Source organism: Agrobacterium bohemicum (assembly GCF_001562555.1).
In the GTDB taxonomy this organism is placed as follows: domain Bacteria; phylum Pseudomonadota; class Alphaproteobacteria; order Rhizobiales; family Rhizobiaceae; genus Agrobacterium; species Agrobacterium bohemicum.
In genome coordinates, this window is the sequence record NZ_KQ961030.1 from 210,212 (window position 1) to 231,970 (window position 21,759).

The window sequence follows — 21,759 nt, forward strand, 5'->3', positions numbered from 1 at the left end:
GTCCGGGAGGTGTCTTCGAAAAAAAGAAGACAGGAAGGGCCGGCAAGGTGCCGGTCGGTAACCTCTCGAAAGGACTGCTCCCATGCAAATCATGAAGGTTGACCCGCGCGCGCTGAAGGAAAATCCTGACCGTATGCGCCAGTCGAAGTCGTCGCCGCAGGCCGACGCGCTGATGCTGGCCACGATCAAGGCCGTCGGCATCGTCCAGCCGCCCGTCGTCGCACCGGAACCCGAAGGCGGAAATGGCTACATCATCGATGCCGGTCATCGCCGCGTGCGCTTTGCCATCGCCGCCGGCCTGGAAGAAATCGAGATCCTTGTCGTGGATGCCGCCAACGATAATGGTGCCATGCGCTCGATGGTCGAAAACTCGGTTCGCGAGGCGCTCAACCCCGTGGATCAGTGGCGCGGCATCGAACGTCTCGTTGCTCTCGGCTGGACCGAGGAAGCGATCGCCGTCGCTCTCGCCCTCCCCGTTCGACAGATCCGCAAGCTGCGTCTGCTTGCAAATGTCCTGCCGGCAATGCTCGAGCAGATGGCCCTGGGCGACATGCCGTCCGAGCCGCAGCTACGGATCATCGCGGCAGCAGGCCAGGTGGACCAGAAGGAAGTCTGGAAAGCGCACAAGCCGAAGAAGGGAGACACGGCTCCGTGGTGGCAGATCGCCAATGCGCTCACCAAGAAGCGCATGTACGCCCGCGATGCGAGCTTTGGTGACGATCTGGCCCAGGCCTACGGCATCGAGTGGGTGGAGGACCTTTTCGCGCCGGCCGACCAGGACGGGCGCTACACCACCAATGTCGAAGGGTTCCTTGGCGCGCAGCACGAATGGATGACGAGCAACCTTCCGAAGCGCGGCGGAATTGTCGAGGTCAACAGCTGGGGCCAGCCAGATCTGCCGAAGAAGGCCTCCCAGGTGTATGGCAAGCTCTCCAAGTCCGATCACACGGCGCTCTATCTGGATCGTGATGGCAAGGTGCAGTCCGTGCATTACCGCATGCCGGAGGAGGCGAAGCCGAAGGGGGCTGCTGGTGACGCATCGGTCGCTAGTGGCGATGATGCCGATGCAATCACCATGTCGAAGGCCCGGCCCGACGTCACGCAGAAGGGTTATGACATGATCGGTGATTTCCGCACCGACGCCCTTCATGACGCGCTCGGTCGCGCGCCGATCGAGGATGACATGCTGATGGCGCTGACGGTGCTCGCCTTCGCCGGGCAGAATGTTCGCGTCGACTCCGGCGCTGATGGCACCATCTACGGGGGCAAGCGCTTCTCACGCCATGCAGTCGGGCTGTTCGATGAGCATGGCAAGCTCGCCTTCGATCGGGACACGCTTCGGATCGCCGTTCGCTCTGTGCTGATCGATGTCCTGTCGTGCCGCCGTGGCATGTCGAACAGCGGCATGGTCTCACGTGTTGCAGGTCATGCAATCGGCGCGGACGAATATTTGCCGAACATGGGTTCGGAGGAGTTCCTCTTGTGCCTGTCTCGCCAGGCACTGGTAGCGTCTTGCGCCGAAGCGTCCGTCCAGCCGCGGCAGAAGGTCCGCGAAACCCGCGCAGCGCTCGTGGAGCATTTCGCAAATGAGCATTTTGTCCATCCGTCCGGCCGCTTCGCGCCAGCGGCAGACGAGCTGCTCGAATGGATCCGCGCAGGCGCTGCCACGGATGTCGTCGGCGCTGGGTCCCAGGATGACAGGGATAGCGATCTCGATGACCCGTCGGACGATGAGACCGAGCAAGAAGCCAACGATGTGGTCGATAGCGTGCCGCAGAAGGCGGATCTGCCGGACCACGACGACCACGACGACCACGAACACGACCACGACCACGACCACGACCACGACCACGACCACGACCACGACCACGACCAACGACCACGACCACGACCAGAGGGCAGCAGCATGATCGCCGCTGTCAAGTCGAACATGGCTGCATCCATCCCCGATCTTTCGGGGGTGGATGCAGCCAGCGCGGACGGCCTGCCCGTCGCCCGCATAGGTGATCTGGTCCTTGCAATGGTCATTTCACCCAGTGGATTTTCTTATCTTGGCCGTGCCGTCGCTATCCGCCGACCACTCGCAGAACTGACGCGCGCCGACTTCATCGGGCATGACGGTCGAATTGCTGACGAAGCGGAATTCCTAGCGCGCGTCGCTGAGGCTACCGGGCATAAACGCGATCTCGCTAGCCTCGATCGTGTGCGCCCGCATGTCAGCGAGTAACCCCATGGGGTGGATCGCAGATGGCGGTCATTTATGCCGATGGCATCGTCTTCCACATGACCTCCGGCCACGGTGGTCTCCATCTCTCAGCTGATCGTAACACCAAAGTCCATCCTTTGTTACGCAAGGACACGCCGTGGTACGAGGAAGATTGTGAGTGGGCGATCGTGGCTGTTACCTTCCCGGACCTGTTCACCGCCTATGAGCGGCCCATGGCCGAGAAGACCGTTCGCAATATCTGGCCCGACGCCTGGGAGATGATCCACGGCTGCGTGCTAGCCGAGGGCGAGAGCTGGGCCAAGGACCGTCGGGCGTTCGATCAACGCCACAGGAACGACTTCGTTGTCGCCTCTGCGATCCTATCTGGCGAACACGCTGGCATGACCGAGGTCGTGGCGGTCGTTAATAGTGACCGAAAGCCAGGCAACCATCGGCGTCGCTTCCTTGTCGCCAGTGAGGAGTATGCTGGTCGCGGCCGGTTCGGCTTTGTCATCGATCACGCGCGTCACGTCGAATATGACGGGCCATCCTCTTTCGTTGGTTGGGAAAGCCGGGGGGTGGGCCATGATCGACCTCCGCACTTTGAACGTCGCGAAAGCAATCGGCGCTCGACGCGAGACCCAGCTGCATCTAGATTGTTTGACGCGGCAGATTGCGGCGCGCGCCGGAAGACAGGCGACGACGGTGAGGGTCTGGAGCCGGGCGCGGCGCCGATCGGATCCTCGTATTTACCGTCAGGAGCTCGTGGACTGCCTCACCTTCGAGCATTGGGCCGAACTCGACATGATTGCTCGCAGAATGGCGATGAATGAGCTGGTCATCGGTGAATGCCAACGTCGCGATCATGAGCCTGTGCATCATCCGCCGATATAGGCGGACCCGAAACGAAGGCGCTGGTGCTGGACTTGCCTGGCTTCGATGTCATCGGCAGGGCGGGCTTGGCCATGGTTCCTTCTCGTTGCTCGGGATTGGCGTCGGACCCGTGCCGGACTGCCCTTCTTCTCGTTGCGGTCTGAACCGGCGGCCGGCCGTTTCAAGGCCGCTGTCGCGCCGCGTAGCGGCCGATCCGACCTCACTGCGCGAGGTCAGGCTCGCGGTCTGCTCAGGTCAAAACCTGCTGGCCCGCAACCCAGCCCTGCTGGCTCAGTCGGACCGGACCTGTGAAACCGCCCGTCCCTTGCCGGTTCTTGGTCGTCCGCATCGAAGGGCAGACCGGCACGGGCCGGAACCGCTTCAGCAGTCAAGGAAGGAATAGACATGGCCAAGTCCGCCACTCCCAACCGCTCCAACGCCAGGTTTGCGCAACCTCGCCGCGGCACCACCCTCGAAATGGTCCGCCTCTCCTGCCCCGACGCCACCCAGGCACTCAAGATCGCCGAAAGCTTCGGCACTACGGTCGTCGACAGCGATGGCATCCGCAGCCTCCACCAGCGGCTGGTCGTTGAGACCGCCGACAGCCTCTCCGAAGGTTTGGGCGAGAAGGCCATGCAGATACACCTGCAGCGCATCGTCGGAGCCTTCGTCGGATCGGCGCATGGCGCCGGGCAGTTCTACTCCCGCGCCGTCACGGAAGCGCGCGACGCAACCGCCAAGGCGTCGAACGACGCCCGTGACGAGGACCTCGATGGTCCAGTCGGCTACGACAGCGCCGCCCAGCGCAAGCGGGAATTCGCGGCCGACATGGGCATCCAGGCCCATTCACTCAGAATGGCGGCAGAGGGGACAGTTGCCGCCTACGAACAGGTCATCGGTGAGACTTGGAAGCCCTTCGAACGCCCGGTCGAAAATCCGGGTGCCAGTCTCGACCGCAAGGCGGCGGAAGTTCAGATGGATGCTCTCGGCTGATCTCAACCGGCGGGGCTCCGGCCCCGCTCATTTCCTTTCTTTCAAATCGGGCGGGCCTTGTCGGGGTCGGCCCTTTCCATGTTGAGATTTGAACCCGGAGAGCGCCGCGGTTGATCGCGGTCAGTCCCGGCCGGTGGTCCTGCAGGAGACTGTTTTCGCGCGCAACGGCTTTGCCGTCCTCCTCTTCGTTCCGGCCCCCTGGGTGCGCACGAGATCCTTTGCCTCCTGCTTCAGGACCTCCGTGACGAACCGCGATCGGCGCGGTCGGACAAGAAGGAGAAATGAAGATGACCAGGAAATCGGCAGGCGACCGCAGCGACATCTATTCCCGCATTACCGATCGGATCGTGACCGATCTCGAACAGGGCGTTCGACCATGGATGAACCGTGGAGTGTTGCGCACACACAGGGGCGCATCACCCGACCGTTGCGGCATAATGGCCTGCCCTATTCAGGAATAAACGTGCTGCTTCTCTGGTCGGAGGGGGTAGCGCGGGGGTTCTCCTCACCGATGTGGATGACATTCAAGCAGGCGCTCGAAGTCGGCGCTTCTGTGCGCAAGGGTGAAACGGGCTCGACTGTCGTCTTCGCCAGCCGCTTCACGAAATCTGAAAACGACGGTTTAGGCAATGAGATCGACCGTGAGATTCCTTTTCTCAAAGCATACTCGGTGTTCAACATCGAACAGATCGATGGACTACCTCATCGCTACTACGGGCAGCCTGCTGAGAACCTTGATCCCGTAGAGCGGATCGAGCAGGCCGATCGCTTCTTCCTCAATACAGGTGCCCTGATCCGACATGGCGGCGGTCAGGCCTATTATTCGCCGGTGACGGATCATATTCAGATGCCGCCGTTCGAGACGTTTCGCGATGCGGCGGGCTATGTGGCGACGCTCAGCCATGAAGCCACGCACTGGACGGCACATCCTTCCCGTGTCGGGCGCGATCTCAGCCGCTACGCGAAGAACAAAAGCGAGCGCGCCCGCGAAGAGTTGATTGCAGAACTCGGGAGTTGCTTCCTGTGTGCCGATCTTGGCATTGTTCCGGAACTGGAGCCGAGACCCGATCACGCCTCCTATCTGCAGTCCTGGCTGCGCGTGCTGTTAGGCGACAAGCGCGCCATCTTTCAGGCAGCGGCACATGCGCAGCGCGCTATGAGTTTTCTTCATGATCTGCAGCGGGTAGCCGAGGCTGGAACCAAGGCGGGTTGAAGACAACCATTCTGTCAGCAACGGAGGTAATCATCGCCGGCCGTCGTTGCCACGACCCGACACCGTTCAGTGCGGACCTGTTGCAGCGAAGATCCAGCTTCCCACAGACCGAGGGCTGGCCAGTATCGGACGTGAGTCCACGGGATGTCTCTCGTTCAACAGTTATTGGCTTTTTGTCCTGACGAATGGATCCTCATGGCGACGTCACCGAGGAACGAGCGCGCGCGGATACCTCCATGTAACCGGCTCTTTTCATGAGATGGGTTCTCGCTGCGGATGAGTGAGTATCGACGGATTTTTCAAGGTGATTATTCCAATGTTGCCCTTCTCGAAGGGTCCGAGTCCCGAGACCGCCATAGCGATATCCCTACCCCTGTTTCCGCGGCTCCATCTGCGGGCTCGATGGGGCATGTCTGACCGGAGACCGGCTGCGCCTCGATCGTTTTCCCGCAACGACCGTCTGCAACTTTCTTCCCCAGCGAACTGCGTTCGCATTCCTCGCGCACAACAAAGTTTCCTTTGGCCGCCCTTCATTGCATTGCGGCCCTGTGCCACCCCATCGCGTAAGGCGCGAAGGGGACCCCGGCGGGTGCGGTCCGATCATCCCCGGTCTTTGCGACTGCCATCGAGGCCGCAATGGTGCGGCCCGAACAAGCAAAGGAACACCACCATGGCAACCATCGGCACTTTCAACTCCACCGAAACTGGTTTCACAGGCTCAATCCGCACCCTCGCCCTCAACGTCAAGGCCCGTATCTCTCGCGTCGAAAACCCCTCGGACAAAGGCCCGCAGTTCCGCATCTACGCCGGCGCTGTCGAGCTGGGTGCGGCCTGGCAGAAGCGATCCACTGAGAGCGATCGCGACTACCTCTCGGTCAAGCTCGACGACCCGAGTTTCCCTGCTCCGATATACGCAACCCTGACCGAAGTCGAAGGCGAGGATGGTTACCAGCTGATCTGGTCCCGACAGAACCGCGATTGAGGCATTGAGGCTCCGCCCATCGGGCGGGCCTCTTCCCTCCGACTATGGAGCCGGGAACAGGCGTCGTCCGGCCCGGCTTTCTTGGTGCCACACGGAATCGGGAGATAGCTGCTCAGATCGAGCGAGGTTGCCGGCCGAGGCGACCGCGTCAAGGATGAGCGGCTCCCCCAATTTCTCGCGATCGCTTTATGAGCGCTTGCATTTAATGGTCTGTGTTGCCAGGGAGGTCAGCCGTGTTCCCAATTGATCACTCCAATGACGCGATCACTTTAATACAGGCTTGCCGGATGTCGAGACCGACCTCTGTGTAGTAATCGCGCCTTTGACCATGGGGCAAACAGCCGCCTCGGCAACTTTGCGCCAACTGCTGACTTAAGTAAGCGTGTCTTATGGCCACGCAATCGATGATATTGTCGCCACTTTCCTTTTACGAGCGTCCTTGGGCGCGCATCTTGGCCTCGAATTATAGCTCTGATCGGGGTGCGCCAACTGTTCGAAATCATACCCGCGATGTCGCGTGTCTATCATCTCTGGCGTCTTACGCCGATCTCGGCACATAGCCGCGCGATTTTTTGTGCCGGGCAAGGTCGAGAAAGAGCACCACAGCATCGTGCTCGTTTTCGAAATGATGCACAATGCTCTGCCCGGACGCTCCAATGCGGCCCCAGCGCCGGATGAGGCATGGCTCTCCGAACAAGCTTCGGGAGATTTCCAAGGCATAGAACCGGGCCATGTTCTTCGTCGGGTCCGTTCGTTCCGTATAGATATGGTAGGGCTGGTAGATCATACGGACAGATTCGCCGATCCTGCCATTCTCGTCCAACGAGAGTTATGAATCGGTCCACACCATTCGATTCATTATTGTGATGAAACAGCCCGCCGAATAGTCGGGCGAGACGGCTTCGCCCGATGGCTCTACTCGCTTTGCTTCACGAACCAGGCTACGCGGTTTCGGCCATTCGGTCACGATCCTCTCGCTGTTAGACGCCGCATAAGGCACGAATCGGTAGAGCCGGCCGGGATGCAGCGAGACCAAACCGCGAGTGAGCACGATAGAGCCATTCAAATCAGTTGCACCACGGTCGTCTGCCACCGTCCCACCGGCGTGCGAGGTTTTCCTCCACGAGCACGGTACCAATGGAGCGGCCATGCCTGGTGATAATCCTCAGATCGCGACCGAAGCGGTCCTGGTCCCTGCCAGTGGCGGTAATTGAAAACTTTCCATTGTTGAGAAGCGCAAGCAGACGCTGCTTTGCCGCTTCCCCTTTTGCGCGCTCGACCTCGCATCGGGGCGGGCTGAGTTCAGGCGCGTCGATATCGGCGATCCGGATTTTCTTGGCATGAAACCAGAACGTATCGCCGTCGACGACGCAGTTTACGCGGCGACTGTTCCCGCAGATGGAAAACTCGGCCGACTGTGTGTCAGGCGACAGCGGAGAAGCCATCGCGGTCGAAGCGGGAATCCCAAAAACGACGCCCAGCCCTGTGAATACCGCACCGGCGATGATTGTGACCCACAGCGCCACGCCGGTATCTTTCTCGCCTGCCCGCCACCCCATCCGTTGTGTCACGTCATTCTCCACTTCATTTTGTTTTCGTTGGTGGCACAGATGCGTTGGAATGGAAACGGTTCCCGTCGACGCAAGCCCTCATGTCATCTCGCCGGAACCAGATAGCTCGTCCGCATCGGAGCGGCGGATTTCCTGCGGTGAAGACGATCTGTTCGTCGGCACGCATGCGCAGCACTTCATGGGGTTGGATGAGTGGCCTGGCAGCGAGCTGCTTCGAGCGTGTTCGCGATGATCCCTTTGCCTGGGAACTGCGGGTGACCTGGTCAATCTCCACCGTGGTCATACCGCAGCGTCGGGAGATGTAGTCGGCGGTCTCGGGATCGTTGATAGCGGCAAACGAAATCCAACTGGCACTCTCGAACCACTTGCTCGCCGCGTCGCGACCGCCATAGGTTTCGCGCATCTGGCCAATGGATTGGTAGATCATCGTCAGGGTGATGCCGTATTTGCGTCCGGCGTCGCGCGCGGTTTCGATGATCCGCATGTAACCAAGGCGGGCCACCTCGTCGAGGAGAAACAGCGCACGCCCTTCCATCTGACCGTCGCGATTGTAGATGGCATTGAGAAACGAGCCGATAATGACCCGGGCGAGACCGGAATGGGTCTCCAAGGTCTTGAGGTCAATATTTATGAAGACGTCGGTGTTTCCTGCCGCGATATCGCTGGTCGAGAACTTCTTTCCCGAAACGAGGCCGGCATAGTTCGGATAGGAAAGCCAGTGTGTTTCCTTGACCGCATTTGCATAGACACCCGAGAAGGTTTCCGGCGTCATGTTGACAAAGGCTGCGACATTTTCCTTCACGAAATCGGAGTCCGAATTGTCGTAGACATCTTGAAGCCGCTTGCGCAACGTCGGCTCCGGCTCAGAGAGGTTCATGCGCACCTGTCGAAGCGTCTGGTTCTTTTCGTCCGTATGACCGGACAGGCAAACATCGGCAATCAGCGCTGTCAGCAGTTGCAGTGCCGATGCGCGGAAAAAGTCGTCACGCACCCCGCGGACGCCGCCGCTGTCGCTCATGATCCATGATGCGACCGAAGCAATATCCTCTTCCTTCGTACCTCCAAACTGGCCGACCCAGTCCAAGACGTTGAATCCGACGTCCGGCTTCCTGGGATCGAGGACGAACACGTCCCTCCCCGCTCCTCCGCGATGCGCTGAGACCATCGGAGCGACCTCGTTAGATGGGTCAAGCACAATCAGTGTGCTGCCCCATTTGAGCGCCGTCGGGATTGTCACAGACGTCGTTTTGAAACCACCGGAGCCGGCAAATACGATCCCGTGCGACGAGCCGAACGTGCCATCGAAGCACAGCAACGGCGACTTGCCACCGGCGCCCCAGGTCTCAGCGCTGTCGGCTCGAAACGCCCGAACTCCGACACTGTCCTTGTCTACCCGATAGTGCTCGCCGATGACGATGCCACCCTTTTGGGCAAACAACTTCGCGGCTTCCGTCAGTTTCATCCAATCCGCTTCCCCATGGAGCGCGCGCTTGCCATGGATGCGTTTCGGCTCGGGCCGTGCGAAAGCGGCGTTGCCCGTCAGTATAACGCGGATTGCCAAGCAGGCGCACATCAGTGCTATGCCCGCTCCGATCGCTGTTGCCGGATCAAGATAGGCAAAGACAGACGTGTCGGCGTCAAGCGTCTTCGTAAAGGCAGCAAGGCGCACCGTCTCGCGCGTGGCCGCAATCAGAATCGTCCCACCGCATCCGGCAAGGACGCCCCAACCTGCCTGCTTTATATTGATCGAGCCGGCGCGCGCGAACAGGAACAGAACTCCGGTTACCGCACTTGCCACATAGGGCAATGCGATCCCCGCCCGCCCCCAAGCCTGTCGCACGGCCTCGCTCTTACCCAGACCGGAAAGCCATTGCTCGATCCCCGTCATTCCGATGACAGTCAGGATCATCAACGTCCCTGGTGCGACCACGAGCGCAACCCTACTGATGGTCATCGCCGAAGGCCTCCACACCGATTGCCGTAAGCCTGGAGCGCTCCTCCTCGTCGCCTTTCATTCTGCGAGCAGCATCGAGAAGCGCGCCCAGCAACAGCGCGCGCTTCTCATAACGCAGCCCGGCTTTGACGATCAGGCCGCCGAGCTCGATCTTTTCGCGCGTGTCCTTCTTGCGGGCGTCGGATGTCATCGTTCTCGCCATACGCTCAAGCCTCACCACCGCTGCCCGGGCCCGCGCCAGATGCGTCCGCCGCTTCTCCGCTGCCGTCGCCGGTGCTCTTCTTCCCTCCGCTCGTGCCGCCCTTGTCTGCCCTATGGCCTGCGCGAAATCGTTTCGCCAGTTGCTCAAGCGCTGCCTGAAGTTCTCCCTCGTCGATTTCGATCTCGCCAAGACCCGCCTTGAGCGCGACCCTTCCGATCCGCTCGGCTTCTCTCGTCTCGGCAAGTTTGAGCTGTTCCTGCAGCTTTGCGATTTCATCGCGGATTTTCGAGGATGGCTTCTTCATGTCCGATCGTCTCCTGGGTGAGAAAGCTTGTCTTTCGAACCCAGTTTTTCGCAATGGAGTGCGGGACGCACTACTGTTAATCCTACAATCGCCAAGGGCGATGCGTTGGTGAATGATCCCGGCCGTTCGAAGGAGCGGCTTCCAAGGGCGCAATTATACGTCGCTGGCGCGACGTGTTGCTGAGAGAGCCTGGTGAGCCCGCCGCTCCCGACGAACGCTTTGATGTCGTTCGCAACCAGGGAGAACTCCGCCGTGGCCGTCCCTCACCTCTCCGTCAGCATCGTCGCCCGTGGCTCCGGCCGCAGCGCCGTGCTGTCGGCGGCCTACAGGCATTGCGCCAGGATGGAGTTTGAGCGGGAAGCCCGGACGCTCGACTACACCCGCAAGCAGGGGCTCCTGCATGAGGCGTTCGTGATCCCTGATGACGCGCCGGAATGGGTGCGCAGCATGATTGCCGATCGCTCGGTCGCCGGCGCATCCGAGGCCTTCTGGAACAAGGTGGAGGACTTCGAAAAACGATCCGACGCACAACTCGCCAAGGACGTCACCATAGCCTTGCCGATCGAGCTGACGGCCGAGCAGAACATCGCGCTCATGCGCGACTTTGTGGCAAACCACATCACCGCGCAGGGCATGGTCGCCGACTGGGTCTATCACGACGCCCCCGGCAATCCCCACGTCCATCTCATGACCACATTGCGCCCGCTCACCGAAGATGGTTTCGGTTCAAAGAAGGTCGCGGTGCTGGGTCCGGATGGCACGCCAATCCGCAATGATGCCGGCAAGATCGTCTATCAGCTATGGGCCGGTAACACGGACGACTTCAATGCGTTTCGCGACGGCTGGTTTGCCTGCCAGAACAGACATCTGGCGCTCGCCGGTCTCGATCTGCGCATCGATGGCCGTTCCTTCGAAAAGCAGGGGATCGAGCTCGAGCCAACCATCCACCTCGGCGTCGGCACCAAAGCCATCGAGCGCAAGGCTGAAGAGACCGATCGGAAGCAGCAAAGGCCAGCTATCAAGCTCGAACGCATCGAGATCCAGGAGCAGCGTCGTAGTGAGAATGCCCGTCGTATCCAGCGCCGTCCGGAGATCGTGCTCGACCTGATCACGCGGGAAAAAAGTGTCTTCGACGAGCGCGATGTCGCGAAGGTGTTGTATCGCTATATCGACGATGTCGCTCTGTTCCAAAGTCTGATGGTCCGCGTTCTGCAAAGCCCTGAAGCGCTCCGGCTGGAACGCGAGCGGATCAACTTTACGACAGGCATTCGTTCTCCAGCAAAGTACACCACGCGCGAGATGATCCGGCTTGAAGCCGGAATGGCCCATCGCGCAACCTGGCTTTCCGGCAGCCCCGCCCATGGCGTCCGTGAGGCCGTGCTGCAGGCGACCTTTGCACGCCATTCCCGTCTGTCGGATGAGCAGCGAACGGCAATCAGCCATGTCGCTGCGCCCGCGCGGATTGCCGCTGTTATCGGTCGCGCTGGCGCTGGCAAGACGACGATGATGAAGGCGGCGCGCGAAGCCTGGGAAGCGGCCGGCTATCGTGTGGTCGGCGGTGCCTTGGCTGGCAAGGCCGCCGAAGGTTTGGAGAAGGAAGCGGGTATCGCTTCCCGCACGCTGTCGTCGTGGGAGCTGCGCTGGAACCAGGGTCGCAACCAGCTCGATGACAGATGCGTCTTCGTCCTCGACGAGGCCGGCATGGTCTCGTCACGGCAGATGGCGCTCGTCGTTGAAGCTATCACCAAGGCTGGCGCAAAGCTCGTCCTTGTCGGCGATCCGCAACAGCTCCAACCGATCGAAGCGGGTGCTGCCTTCCGTGCGATCGCCGATCGCATTGGCTATGCCGAACTCGAGACGATCTATCGTCAGCGCCAGCAATGGATGCGCGACGCCTCGCTCGACCTGGCGCGCGGCAACGTCGGCCAGGCGGTCGATGCCTACACCGCCCAAGGTCGAATGATCGGTTTGAGGCTGAAGGACGAGGCGGTCGAGCGCCTGATCGCCGATTGGGATCGCGATTACGATCCTTCCAGGACCAGCCTGATCCTCGCACACCTTCGTCGTGATGTGCGAAAGCTCAACGACATGGCCCGCGCCAGACTTGTCGAGCGCGGTGTTCTCGAAGACGGTTTTGTGTTCAGGACAGAGGACGGATCTCGCATGTTCGCCACCGGCGACCAGATCGTGTTCCTCAAGAACGAAGGCAGCCTTGGCGTCAAGAACGGCATGCTCGCAAAAGTGCTTGAGGCAGCACCTGGCCGTATCGTCGCCGAGGTTGGAGACGGCGAGCATCGTCGCCAGGTCACGGTCGAGCAGCGCTTCTACAACACTCTCGATCATGGCTATGCGACGACGATCCACAAAGCCCAGGGCGCCACCGTCGACCGGGTGAAAGTGCTGGCATCCCTCTCGTTGGACCGTCATCTCACCTATGTGGCCATGACCCGCCACCGTGAGGATCTCGCGGTCTACTATGGCAGTCGCTCTTTTGCCAAGGCGGGCGGCCTCATCGCGATCCTGTCGCGCCAAAACGCCAAGGAGACGACCCTCGATTACGAGAAGGCATCGTTCTACGGCCACGCCTTGCGATTTGCCGAGGCCCGCGGCATGCACCTCATGAACGTCGCCCGCACGATCGCACATGATCGTCTTCAATGGGCCGTCCGGCAGAAACACAAACTCGCCGACCTCGGCACCCGTCTTGCCGCCATCGGTGCAGCGCTGGGACTGGCTCACGGCCGTAACAAACACGCCATCACTGATACAATCAAGGAGGCCAGGCCCATGGTATCAGGCATCACCATCTTCCCGAAATCACTCGATCAGGCTGTCGAAGACAAGCTCGCCACTGACCCAGGTCTCAAGACGCAATGGGACGACGTCTCGACCCGCTTCCATCTTGTTTATGCGAACCCGCAAGCAGCCTTCAAGGCCATCGATGTGGACACCATGTTGAAGGACCATTCGGTCGCACAGGCCACCCTGGCAAAAATCGCGCACGAGCCAGAGAGTTTTGGCACCCTCAAGGGAAAGACCGGTCTTTTCGCGAGCCGTGGCGACAAGCAGGACAGGGAAAAGGCCATCGCCAATGTGCCAGCACTCGCCCGAAATCTTCAACGTTACCTTCGTGAGCGGGCCGAGGCCGAAGTCAAACATGAGACCGAGGAGCGCGCGGTCCGGCTGAAGGTTTCCGTCGACATCCCGGCGCTCTCTCCATCTGCCAGGCAAACGCTTGAACGGGTCCGCGACGCGATCGATCGCAACGATTTGCCCGCAGGCCTCGAATATGCACTCGCCGACAAAATGGTGAAGGCCGAACTCGAAGGTTTTGCCAAGGCGGTATCCGAACGGTTCGAGGAACGGACCTTCCTGCCCTTGGCCGCGAAAGACACTGATGGCAAGACGTTCGAGACCGTCACAGCAGGCATGACGGTCGGCCAGAAGGCCGAGGTCCAGTCGGCCTGGAATTCCATGCGGACAGTCCAGCAACTTGGCGCCCACGAACGAACGACCGAAGCGCTCAAACAGGCCGAGACGCTGCGGCAGACCAAGAGCCAGTGGCTCTCGCTGAAATGAGGGCGGGAAATGAAACGCTCCGGTCCATGACCGCTCAGCAGCGACGAGCCATAGTGGGTCTGGCGATAGTAGCCGTAGCCGCCATCCTGCTGGTGGTAACCGCCGTCTCCGGCGGTTACCGCATCAATCTGACCCCGAGCGCGCCACTCGGCCTGTGGCGTATCATCCCGCTTCATCGACCGGCAGCAATCGACGACCTCTTGTTCATCTGCCCACCGGAAACGGTGGCGATGCGGGCAGCGAGGGCACGACGTTATTTCCACTCTGGTTCCTGCCCAGGCGGTTTCTCACCGTTGATCAAGACAGTGATCGCCGTTGCAGGACAGCATGTCGAAATCGGCGACAGCGTGAGCGTGGATGGACGGAGGACCTCCTCCTCAGATATCGCACTGCGCGATGGAAAAGGTCGGTCGTTGACGCCCTTCCCGAGTGGCACCGTACCGCCAGGACATGTCTTTCTTTACTCCTCGTTTCCAGGTTCTTACGACGGCCGATACTTCGGTCCGGTGCCCGCCTCCGGCGTTCTCGGTCTAGCGCAGGAGGTTCTCACCTATGCGCCGTGAGTACCTTCGGGCGATGACACTCGTGTTCGCTTCCGTCGCGATCGGCGTGGTTGGCTGGAGCGGTCACGCGTTGCTTTTGCCGGTCGCGCTGGGATTTCCCGTTCTTTGGTCAATCGCGCGAACGAGATTGGTGGTGGCATTTGTCTCCGCCGGATATTTCCTGGCCGCCTCGCGAGGTTTGCCACAGGGCGTCGCCGCTTTCTATTCGTCCGATATCTGGCCCGGCTTGTTGCTCTGGCTGTGCGCGTCGTTGGGCTTCGTTGCCGTGCATACTGTGCTTTGGACAAGGAACAGCGGAGTCCGTCCGTTTCGCTATCTTGTGGCAGCGGGCCTCATGGCCATCCCACCATTCGGCATCACGGGCTGGGCGCATCCCGTCACAGCCGCAGGTGTTGTGTTTCCGGGATGGGGATGGTGGGGACTTGCGTTCATGACAGCTGGCCTTGCGGGCCTCGTAACCCGCACTTGGCCAGCTGTTGCCACTGCCTTGACAGGCTTGTGGCTTTGGTCCGCCGCGATCTGGACCGAACCGACCCTACCTGAGGGATGGCGCGGCGTCGATCTGCAAATGGGCGCTTCACTTGGTCGGGACGCAGGTCTTCAACGCCAACGTGACTTGAGAGCAACGTTTCAGAATGCGGCCAGCGATGGCGCAAGCTACGTGGTGCTCCCCGAAAGTACGCTTGGCTTCTGGACACCGACTGTCGAGCGGCTTTGGGGAGGCGCACTCCTTGCGAGCGCGGCGACGGTCATTGCTGGTGCCGCGCTGCTTGACGCCACCGGGTATGACAATGTCCTGGTCGCGATCGACAGCCGCGGTGGCCGCATCGTTTATCGGGAACGTATGCCGGTTCCTGGCGCGATGTGGCAACCATGGCGATCCTTGTTCGAGCAGAGCGGTGGAGCACGGGCGGATTTCTTTGCGAACCCCGTAGTCCCGATCGGTGCCAATCGGGCAGCGCCGCTGATCTGCTACGAGCAACTGATCGTTTGGCCGATCCTCCATTCCATGCTGCACGACCCTGATTTTGTCGTTGCCGTGGGAAACGGCTGGTGGACCGGAGGGACATCAATTGTCGCGATCCAGCGCGCAGCTGCCAGAGCCTCGGCAAAGCTCTTCGCAAAGCCGCTTGTTATTGCCTTCAACACCTGAGCGCCAAGGAGGCCCCATGCTCGACGCCGACCTGATAAAAGAATGCGCAGACCCTTCCCTCAAGCTCGCGATCGTGGAGCAGTTCGTAGCCGACGCCGGCTCCAGTGATCCCCTCGCCGTCACCGTGAAATCTGGCGGCCGGTTGATCCTCGTTCCTAAAGCCGCATCGGCCGAGGAGGTGATTGCGATCGTGCGGCGGTATGCTGGCCAAGCTGTCGTCCGCGTTGGCCTGACGCAGTTTCCCGCAGGCGTTGGGGTCAAGGAAGCTACCGATTTGAAGCCCGATCTAGTCGACCCCTGCCAGAACCTTCGCAGAGGCACGGCGTTGTTCGCCAAGGTCCTCAGGATCGTCGCGAAATGGTATGGTAACCCCACGAACAAAGACGTCTTCTCGCAGATTTTCGAGGATGCGATATACGCATGGAAGACTGGTGAGTTCGAGGGCGTGAGGGTGTTTCAGGCGGAGGATCCGGGTGGGGCAATAGCCAACCAAAAGGAACCGCAAGCCGATACATTGGAGGCGGATACGGACAATGCCGGGGCTCCCCTGCAGACTGAGGCAAAAACCATGGACGAAAAGAAAGTCGGCACTGCGGAGATGCGGGTGGACCTATCTCGCATCGGTAGTCAGCCGTAGCGTTGAGGTGCTCTTCCCGTGAGGGTTGTTGATCGACCTAGTTCGCAGCTTTGGTCCGAAAGCATCAAATTAGTGTGCTTCCAACGCATGACATTAGTGTGAGCTAGATATACAGCGTCGGCACACTGGGATTCGGATCGATCTGTCCAAATTAGCGGGGATTGTTCTTCACTCGGGTAGTGAATAGCGCGTCAGCAGAGCCTCGCCCTCGTCGATGGCAATTTCGATCACCTCGTTCACCAAGTCCGGAGAACCGGCGAGTTCCTGCAAAACGAGCGCGAACAATTCCCTCTGCTGCACTGGCAGGACCTGCGGCACGATGATCACCAGGCCAGCGTGCACATCCTCTCGCGCATGGAGTTTCCTGAAGTCACGGGCGTTGTTCGTCACGAAGGTAAAATCTTCCGCAACGATCCGAGGCATCAGATCCCAGTCGGTCTCGCCACTCAGCCCCAGCCAATTCACGTGAAAACAATCGTGGCCGTGCTCTTGAGCCACCGCCACGAGCGATGTGTGCAGGCATTCATCGACGAGAAACTTCACGAAGTCTTGCCCGAGGGCTTTTCGGCTTCAAGAGGCAGACGCTTCACCGACTTCACTTTCAGCCCCTGTTCCGACAACTTTCGTGGCCGCCCACGGGCGGGGTGAGCCGCTAGCCAGATTTCGGCGAGCTCTACCATACGCGTCGTAAGAGCTGGATAGCCCTCGACGATCTCGTCCGTAGCGGCGCCTTGCAATTTCATCGCAGCGATTGTTCGGACTGGAACGCGCGTGCCTTTGAAGACCGGCTCGCCGCCAACCACGCCTTTCACGCTGTGTATGATCTTGTCCGCTTCCCTGAGCGCTTCGCCACGCGCGGCTAAATGCTCCCTCGCTCTCGCAACGTCGACGATCAGATAGTCGTCCGCTCTGACGGTGTCGGCTTCAGGATTTTCGTCGATGGCGGCAAAAAGGCGCTTCCTGCGTTCGGCGGAAAGGATTGAACCCACGCCGAACCAGAGCTTCAGGCGCAACAGATCGTCGTCAGTGATCGAACGGCTGCGCGAATTGGAAGACAGACTTCCAATGATCCGTTTGTCGATTGCGTTATGTACCGATTTAATGCCGATCTCGCTTACGGCTGCCGCCTCGGTAGGTGTATATTCACGAAGTGCTGCAACCATAATTATTCTCCTTGAGAAGAATATATACGACGCTTCGCGAAATCTCAAGGCCGTCGTATCGCTTACTATCTCTCGTTCCCGGGACGAATTAACTCGACGTGGCTGACATCCAAGGCTTGAGCGAGTTCGAAAAGCGTAATTACGGTTGGGTTGCGTCGACCTCGCTCTAGACTGCTCAGATATTGCTGACTGAAACCAGAACGTGCCTCTACCTCCTCCTGTGTCAGGCCTTTCTCCCGACGCAGGCGTGCAAAGTTAGAGCCGACCAATTTGCGCATATCCATGCGCAGAAGATCGCTGTTTACACACTTTGAGTTTATCAACTAAAGTATGTAAACGCTTGTTCGATAGGCGCTGTCAGCTCGGGTTGCAACTGGTTGGGTTTCGATCAAAGAACCCAGTCTATTCCTCGAACCCAGTGATTGTGGATGTAAGGGTTGGCGTTTATATGAGCGAACCCTCTGTGACAGACGGTGCGAAAATGACGTTAGGGGCGGCGGAATGAATAATGCGGGCTCAGCCGATGGTAACGACGAAGCAGAAAACAGGGAATCACAGTTCAGCGTTATGCAAAAGTCGGAAATGGAGGCTCTGGCGATCGCTGCGATCAAAGAGCACCGCCGACTTATTGTTGCCGACGAAGCTGTTTATGAAGAATGGACCCGCGCGTCCTCTGATCTTGCGGTGTCGAGCGCTGTAGTCGAGTCCTTGCAGCGAGAATACTTCGTGCGCCAGCATAAGTCCGAAGCCCAGCAAGTAGAACTTTCGGAAATCATCGATGCACTCGGCTACATCCCTGACGTTGCCACAGATGTTGACGATTGACGCTAGAGCAGGCCGTGGTCCTTGGCGATGGCGACGAGGTGGGGAACAGTCGCCGCTTCGAGCTTCTCTCGCGCCTTATCCAAATAATGTTGCACGGTCCTCGATTTGATCCCTGTCAACATTGCGGTTTCCGGCGCGCTTTTGCCTTTAGTTGCCCACATGAGACACATAGCCTCTCGTGATGACAGCACTCTTTTTGGTGAAATGATCGTCGTCGCAGCAATGATCTTCAAACGGTAATGGATCGCAAGAACCGCTCGAAACGCCATGTGCGAATCCTGCAACTTTGAAACGTCGGCGGTCAGGGCCGAAGATGCAAATGTTAGCATCATCGTCGATCCGAAACTCCCTTCAACGGGTATCGTCACTCCGCTCCTGATGCCGTGATCGACCGCTTGGTCGCGAAAACTCCTGAGTTCGGAACTCCCTCGATCCGCCCAATTGTCAGCCGTCCAGGAGAACAATTCCATACGACGCTTGCCTTCCGTAACCACGGGATCAATGCGGGAATATCGGCTTTTGAGATAAACGCCCTGCCAATCTTCTGGATAAGAATTGAATGTGCGCAGATCCAACCCCTCGGTATGAAGATATGCGAAGCGCTCAAAGCCACATGCGTGCGCAAATATCTTCAGGGCACCTTTGATCATGCGCTCATCATGCGCGGCTTCAGTCATGTCGATGAGTGAGCGAATGTGACCGTCCACTGACTTTCTCCTATCCGGTGAATGCGAGATGGCCCGAACCAGGCGGCACCGAAAGTTATAAAATATAAACTGCTCGACCATAGGCCATTCGCAAATGCAGTGACGGATCTGAGTCTACGACGAGATGGCCCATCAAGTTGCGATCCTATAATACTCAGCTTTTGCGAGTGTTTCTAGAGTCATGTGTAAGGGAAGTGACACATACTGCGCATGAAATTCTCATATATTTAAGCCCATGATTGAAGCATCCAAAGATTAAATTATCTTAGGGCGTTATTCGACGGAAAGACGATGTCCTGGTCGACGAGGACGTTGAACTTGTAGCCCGGACGGACGTGGATCGTCGGCTGAACGTTCAGGTTTTTCGAGATAGTCTCTTCCGCAACGCGACCGAAGCTCTCGGCAAAATTTCGCCTTGCCGCGTCGGAGGCTGTGTCCTGCGTCGCCAGCGTCGAACTCTGAGGCATCGACATATCGATCCCGGTTCCGATCAATGCTACCAGCGCCGCTGAGCCGAAAGTCCTCCACAGATGGCGGTCGACCTTGTCCCGGAAGCCGCCATATCCTTCGGCATCCGTGCCGGCCATGCCGCCGATCTGCAGGGTAGATCCATTCGGGAAAATGAGGTCCGTCCAAACCACAAGAACGCGCTCCTGGCCAAACGATACCTTGGAGTCGTAGCGGCCGAAGAGCTTTGCGCCCTGGGGGATGAGAAGCCGGTGGCCGGTAGCGCTGTCATAGACATTCTGGCTGACCTGAGCGGTAATGCGGCCTGGCAAGTCAGAATTGAGTCCGGTGATCAATGTGGCAGGAATCACCGAGCCGCGCTTCAATTCATAAGGTGATATCTGCGGCACGACCTGATTTGGCAGGTACCCAAGATCCTTGATGTCCTGATTGAAGAAATCCTCCTTCGATCCTTGGCCATTCTGGTCGACGTTCTGTCCCATCAAGCCGGATTGCAGGGCCGCAGCATATAGATCGGACGTGCCGTTCGCCGTTATGGCGGCTGGCTGGCGCCCGGCGTCATTTTTGGTATCCGCGGCAGACTCAAAATCCGAGACGTCAACCTTCAGCGGCGAGTCGAGCGCCGTAGCACGAGCCTGAAGGCGGGCCATGCGTTGGCGCTGTGCCTCGCGCATATATTGTTCATCCTGCTCTCGCTTCAGGCGAGCCTTCCACTCTTCTTCCGATTCGAGCCTCTGTCGGCGGTCTTGTCGCTCAACCGACTGGCGCTCGATGACCGGGTCCTGCTTCTCAGACTTTTCCACCACGATAGGTGTCGGTTGGAACGTCTCCTGTCTCTCCGGCTCCCCGATAATGCCATCAGAAATCCCTCGCTTGAGTTGATCCCCGAAACTCGTGGCCGGGCTGTTCGAAGCGTCATTGATATTGCCACGATTGAAGGAAAGTCCTCGCAGCGACAGACCAATCACAACAACCCCAATAAAAACGACGGTGACAATGATCGCTATGATGATCGGCAAGCGATTGAGCCGCCGCATGCCATTCTGTTCGTCTGCTTGGCTTGACGTGCCGAGTTGGAGAGATTGGGCCATCTTGAACTCCGTCAGTTGCGCTGCATGATCGAAAGCGGACTGGCTGGCGCCGCTCCGGCGGCAGACGGGGTATAAGCACGGCTCAGAGCGATTGACGAGGTAGAGACCCGCGCCAGAATCTGTCCGTCGAAGCCCTCGATCGCATAAGCGAGTTCAACCGACTTGGCGTCTTTCCCGACCTTGCCGTCCGTGACGAACCTGTAACCCCACCCTTTCAGGGCTGCTTCGAAGGCAACTGCGAACTCGGACGCATCCCTCTTCATTTTAAACGTCGTCGTAGACCCAGCCGGGCCGATCTGTTCAGCCAAGCGGCTCGCCATGTCGCCGGCGATTGCGCTCGCGGCGGGTCCCGTGACGGCCACAGGCGTCGAACTTGTGGTCAGTGCGCCGTCCGCCGTCTGGCAACCGGAGAGCGACGCGACCACGATGAGATATGCGAGAAGCTTGCGCATGGTCAGCCTCCCCGCCGGATGGTGATCTTCTGTTGCCGCCAACCGACACCAGACACGAGGATGGCCTTGTCGATCGCATAGTCTACAGTCATCATGTCGTTCTTCATCCGGTAATTGACGGTGCGATTTTGACCGCCGGAGACGATGAAGAGCACCGGTGCATCCTGACCAGAGATCGACTTCGGAAACTGGATGTAGGTCTTCACCCCGTCCGAATAGACCCGCTTCGGTTTCCATGATGCTCCACCGCTCACCGAGTAGGAGAAGTTAAGTTTCTCCGGCGCAGTGCCCGGAATACCGCCAGTTTCGAGACGAGAATTCATGTCGGCGAGTTTGGTGGAAACATCTTCCGGATACTCGAAGCCGACCCGCGCCATGTACTGGCTTGGATGGGATTTGAGCTGAATATGATAGGTGCGACGGGAGGTCGTGACGACCATCGAGGTGAGAAGGCCTGGTTCCGACGGTTTGACGATGAGATGGATCGCCTGTCCGCCTGTCGCCCCTGACGTTGCCGGCTCGACCTTCCACCGCACCGTGTCGCCGACAAGTACGTCGCGAACGATCTCGCCACCCTGAAGTTCGATGTCGCAAACCTGCAGTGGAGAGCAGATAACGGACGGCTGGGTCTCGCCGAACAGAAAGATGACCTTGCCGTCCGGACCTGTCGTGACCAGCCCCGGTGTGCCGCGCCATTTCCTGGAGAGATTCGTTGCTTTCAGTTCGTTGCTCGTCATGCTCTGCGCATGTGAGCCCCACGCAAGGACAAGTCCGGCCATGCAGCCCGCGGCTGCCAAGAAAAGTCGTGTTTTGTGCATTTAAA

General features: G+C 59.4%; 22 protein-coding genes and 2 pseudogenes. 10 read left to right on the forward strand and 14 right to left on the reverse strand.

Features of this window, described 5'->3' with window-relative positions; genetic code table 11:
* Nucleotides 1–82: 82 nt before the first annotated feature.
* Both ATO67_RS14490 and ATO67_RS23795 read left to right on the forward strand, forming a co-directional pair.
* A pseudogene (locus ATO67_RS14490) lies at nt 83–1,816 on the forward strand (ParB/RepB/Spo0J family partition protein); the annotation flags it as partial.
* A gap of 431 nt (nt 1,817–2,247) precedes the next feature.
* On the forward strand, nt 2,248–3,039 hold the full coding sequence (locus ATO67_RS23795) for a DUF7007 domain-containing protein (RefSeq protein WP_342585718.1): 792 nt from the start codon (nt 2,248–2,250) through the stop codon (nt 3,037–3,039).
* 5 nt (nt 3,040–3,044) lie between these two features.
* Here ATO67_RS23795 and ATO67_RS23725 read toward each other — a convergent pair whose 3' ends face one another.
* Both ATO67_RS23725 and ATO67_RS23135 read right to left on the reverse strand, forming a co-directional pair.
* The gene (locus tag ATO67_RS23725) at nt 3,045–3,173 is read right to left on the reverse strand and encodes a hypothetical protein (RefSeq protein WP_269085571.1); all 129 of its coding nucleotides are present in this window, start codon (nt 3,171–3,173) and stop codon (nt 3,045–3,047) included.
* A gap of 139 nt (nt 3,174–3,312) precedes the next feature.
* A complete protein-coding gene (locus ATO67_RS23135; RefSeq protein WP_158667363.1) occupies nt 3,313–3,486 on the reverse strand; it encodes a hypothetical protein in 174 nt (57 codons plus the stop codon).
* Between ATO67_RS23135 and ATO67_RS14500 the strand changes: the two genes are divergently transcribed.
* The 3 genes and pseudogenes from ATO67_RS14500 (at nt 3,485) to ATO67_RS14510 (ending at nt 6,267) form a co-directional block, all read left to right on the forward strand.
* Nucleotides 3,485–4,072, forward strand: a complete 588-nt coding sequence (locus ATO67_RS14500) for a hypothetical protein (protein WP_067650517.1) — start codon at nt 3,485–3,487, stop codon at nt 4,070–4,072. The genes ATO67_RS23135 and ATO67_RS14500 overlap by 2 nt on opposite strands.
* Nucleotides 4,073–4,359: 287 nt before the next feature.
* Nucleotides 4,360–5,285 (forward strand): annotated as a pseudogene (locus ATO67_RS14505) (ArdC family protein).
* 670 nt (nt 5,286–5,955) lie between these two features.
* A complete protein-coding gene (locus ATO67_RS14510; protein WP_042615792.1) occupies nt 5,956–6,267 on the forward strand; it encodes a DUF736 domain-containing protein in 312 nt (103 codons plus the stop codon).
* 538 nt (nt 6,268–6,805) lie between these two features.
* Here ATO67_RS14510 and ATO67_RS14515 read toward each other — a convergent pair.
* From ATO67_RS14515 to traC, 5 genes are all read right to left on the reverse strand, one after another.
* Complete coding sequence (locus tag ATO67_RS14515; RefSeq protein WP_067650520.1) at nt 6,806–7,054, reverse strand: WGR domain-containing protein; 249 nt, start codon at nt 7,052–7,054, stop codon at nt 6,806–6,808.
* A 280-nt stretch (nt 7,055–7,334) separates the two neighbouring features.
* Entirely contained in the window at nt 7,335–7,838 is a 504-nt protein-coding gene (locus ATO67_RS14520; RefSeq protein ID WP_245303989.1) for a thermonuclease family protein, read from the reverse strand.
* Between the two features lie 13 nt (nt 7,839–7,851).
* A complete protein-coding gene (gene traG / locus ATO67_RS14525; RefSeq protein ID WP_082760286.1) occupies nt 7,852–9,792 on the reverse strand; it encodes a Ti-type conjugative transfer system protein TraG in 1,941 nt (646 codons plus the stop codon).
* On the reverse strand, nt 9,779–9,994 hold the full coding sequence (gene traD, locus ATO67_RS14530) for a type IV conjugative transfer system coupling protein TraD (protein WP_065661776.1): 216 nt from the start codon (nt 9,992–9,994) through the stop codon (nt 9,779–9,781). Before traD ends, traG begins: the two co-directional genes overlap by 14 nt.
* A 4-nt stretch (nt 9,995–9,998) precedes the next feature.
* A complete protein-coding gene (traC, locus tag ATO67_RS14535) occupies nt 9,999–10,298 on the reverse strand; it encodes a conjugal transfer protein TraC (RefSeq protein ID WP_067650524.1) in 300 nt (99 codons plus the stop codon).
* Nucleotides 10,299–10,550: 252 nt separating this feature from the next.
* On the opposite strand from traC, the gene traA reads away from it, so the two are divergent.
* The 4 genes from traA to ATO67_RS14555 are packed head-to-tail and all read left to right on the forward strand — an operon-like array spanning nt 10,551 to nt 16,230.
* Nucleotides 10,551–13,877 carry a Ti-type conjugative transfer relaxase TraA gene (gene traA / locus ATO67_RS14540; protein WP_067650527.1) on the forward strand — a complete coding sequence of 1,109 codons (3,327 nt, stop codon included), beginning with the start codon at nt 10,551–10,553 and terminating at the stop codon, nt 13,875–13,877.
* Nucleotides 13,878–13,903: 26 nt separating this feature from the next.
* Nucleotides 13,904–14,440, forward strand: coding sequence for a conjugative transfer signal peptidase TraF (gene traF, locus ATO67_RS14545; RefSeq protein WP_067650530.1), 537 nt, complete (start codon nt 13,904–13,906; stop codon nt 14,438–14,440).
* The gene (locus ATO67_RS14550; protein ID WP_067650533.1) at nt 14,430–15,593 is read left to right on the forward strand and encodes a conjugal transfer protein TraB; all 1,164 of its coding nucleotides are present in this window, start codon (nt 14,430–14,432) and stop codon (nt 15,591–15,593) included. The genes traF and ATO67_RS14550 overlap by 11 nt, the downstream gene beginning before the upstream one ends.
* 16 nt (nt 15,594–15,609) lie before the next feature.
* Nucleotides 15,610–16,230, forward strand: coding sequence for a TraH family protein (locus ATO67_RS14555; RefSeq protein WP_067650536.1), 621 nt, complete (start codon nt 15,610–15,612; stop codon nt 16,228–16,230).
* Nucleotides 16,231–16,398: 168 nt separating this feature from the next.
* Here the strand turns inward: ATO67_RS14555 and ATO67_RS14560 are convergent, their stop codons facing one another.
* The 3 genes from ATO67_RS14560 to ATO67_RS14570 all read right to left on the reverse strand — a co-directional run bounded on the left by ATO67_RS14560 (nt 16,399) and on the right by ATO67_RS14570 (nt 17,677).
* Entirely contained in the window at nt 16,399–16,773 is a 375-nt protein-coding gene (locus ATO67_RS14560; RefSeq protein ID WP_067650539.1) for a DUF5615 family PIN-like protein, read from the reverse strand.
* On the reverse strand, nt 16,770–17,393 hold the full coding sequence (locus tag ATO67_RS14565; protein WP_067650542.1) for a DUF433 domain-containing protein: 624 nt from the start codon (nt 17,391–17,393) through the stop codon (nt 16,770–16,772). Before ATO67_RS14565 ends, ATO67_RS14560 begins: the two co-directional genes overlap by 4 nt.
* Before the next feature lie 65 nt (nt 17,394–17,458).
* The gene (locus ATO67_RS14570; protein WP_067650544.1) at nt 17,459–17,677 is read right to left on the reverse strand and encodes a helix-turn-helix domain-containing protein; all 219 of its coding nucleotides are present in this window, start codon (nt 17,675–17,677) and stop codon (nt 17,459–17,461) included.
* A 217-nt stretch (nt 17,678–17,894) separates the two neighbouring features.
* On the opposite strand from ATO67_RS14570, the gene ATO67_RS14575 reads away from it, so the two are divergent.
* Complete coding sequence (locus tag ATO67_RS14575; RefSeq protein ID WP_067650547.1) at nt 17,895–18,218, forward strand: transcriptional repressor TraM; 324 nt, start codon at nt 17,895–17,897, stop codon at nt 18,216–18,218.
* A gap of 2 nt (nt 18,219–18,220) precedes the next feature.
* Here ATO67_RS14575 and ATO67_RS14580 read toward each other — a convergent pair whose 3' ends face one another.
* From ATO67_RS14580 to trbG, 4 genes are all read right to left on the reverse strand, one after another.
* Nucleotides 18,221–18,925, reverse strand: coding sequence for an autoinducer binding domain-containing protein (locus tag ATO67_RS14580; protein ID WP_067650550.1), 705 nt, complete (start codon nt 18,923–18,925; stop codon nt 18,221–18,223).
* Between the two features lie 260 nt (nt 18,926–19,185).
* A complete protein-coding gene (gene trbI / locus ATO67_RS14585; RefSeq protein WP_067650553.1) occupies nt 19,186–20,484 on the reverse strand; it encodes an IncP-type conjugal transfer protein TrbI in 1,299 nt (432 codons plus the stop codon).
* Between the two features lie 11 nt (nt 20,485–20,495).
* On the reverse strand, nt 20,496–20,936 hold the full coding sequence (trbH, locus tag ATO67_RS14590) for a conjugal transfer protein TrbH (RefSeq protein WP_067650556.1): 441 nt from the start codon (nt 20,934–20,936) through the stop codon (nt 20,496–20,498).
* A gap of 2 nt (nt 20,937–20,938) precedes the next feature.
* A complete protein-coding gene (gene trbG / locus ATO67_RS14595; protein ID WP_067650559.1) occupies nt 20,939–21,754 on the reverse strand; it encodes a P-type conjugative transfer protein TrbG in 816 nt (271 codons plus the stop codon).
* Nucleotides 21,755–21,759: the final 5 nt, after the last annotated feature.